Here is a 1,279-nt window from a genome sequence, read left to right as displayed (position 1 = left end):
GGAGCGAGCTGGACGAGGCGGAAGGGGCTGTCATGGTCGGGCCGCTGGAAGACGCAGAGGTCGGTGACGATCATGTCGACCACATTCCTGCCGGTCAGCGGCAGGGTGCAGGCCGGGATGAACTTGGGGCTGCCATCCTTGGACGTGTGTTCCATGACGACGATGATCTTCTTGACGCCCGCGACCAGGTCCATCGCGCCGCCCATGCCCTTGATCATCTTGCCGGGGATCATCCAGTTGGCGATGTCGCCATTTTCCGCAACCTCCATCGCGCCCAGAACGGTGAGGTCGATATGCCCGCCCCGGATCATCGCGAAGCTGTCCGCGCTGGAGAAATAGCAGCTCTGCGGCAATTCGCTGATCGTCTGCTTGCCCGCATTGATAAGGTCGGCATCCTCCTCCCCCTCATAGGGAAAGGGGCCGATGCCCAGCATGCCGTTCTCCGACTGCAGCGTCACTTCCACGCCGGCGGGGATATGGTTGGCCACCAGCGTCGGTATGCCGATCCCCAGGTTCACGTAGAAACCGTCGCGCAGTTCCTGCGCCGCGCGCGCGGCCATTTCATCTCTGCTCCAGGGCATCAGACGGCCTCCCTCTGGCGGACGGTGCGGAATTCGATCTTCTTGTCATAGGGCGCGCCCACGATCATGCGCTTGACGTAAATGCCGGGCAGATGGATCGCATCCGGATCAAGCGCGCCGGTGGGCACCACCTCCTCCACTTCGGCAACGCAGATCTTCGCCGCCGTCGCCATGGGCTGGTTGAAGTTGCGCGCCGTCTTGCGGAAGATGAGGTTGCCGCTCTCGTCGGCCTTCCAGCCCTTGATGATCGCCACATCGGCAAAAATCCCGCGCTCCAGGATATAATCCTGCCCGTCGAAGACCTTGACCTCCTTGCCCTCGGCCACCGCCGTGCCGACGCCGGTCTTGGTATAGAAGCCCGGAATGCCCGCGCCGCCCGCCCGGCACCGTTCCGCCAGCGTCCCCTGCGGACAGAATTCCACCTCCAGCTCGCCGGCCAGATATTGCCGCTCGAACTCCTTGTTCTCCCCCACATAGCTGGAGATCATCTTCTTCACCTGCCGCGTGCGCAGCAGCTTGCCCAGACCCTCCCCGTCAATCCCCGCATTGTTCGAGGCAATCGTCAGGTCCTTGACCCCGCTGTCGCGGATCGCGTCGATCAGCCGTTCCGGTATCCCGCACAGCCCAAATCCGCCCGCGCACAAATGCATCCCGTCAAAGAGAAGCCCCTCCAACGCGCGCGCAGCATCGGGGTAAAG

General features: G+C 63.3%; 2 protein-coding genes. Both read right to left on the bottom strand.

Annotated features, from left to right (window positions below; all coding sequences use genetic code 11):
- Window positions 1-581, bottom strand: a 581-nt coding sequence (locus MRBLMC3_RS16155; RefSeq protein WP_363830486.1) for a 3-oxoacid CoA-transferase subunit B, incomplete at its 3' end; no start/stop codon positions are given.
- Window positions 581-1,279, bottom strand: a 699-nt coding sequence (locus MRBLMC3_RS16150) for a CoA transferase subunit A (protein WP_363756047.1), incomplete at its 5' end; no start/stop codon positions are given. The genes MRBLMC3_RS16150 and MRBLMC3_RS16155, both read right to left, overlap by 1 nt.

The sequence above is a fragment of the Sphingobium sp. LMC3-1-1.1 genome (assembly GCF_040676285.1).
Classification (GTDB): Bacteria; Pseudomonadota; Alphaproteobacteria; order Sphingomonadales; family Sphingomonadaceae; genus Sphingobium.
This window is presented reverse-complemented; position numbering and strand designations above follow the sequence as displayed.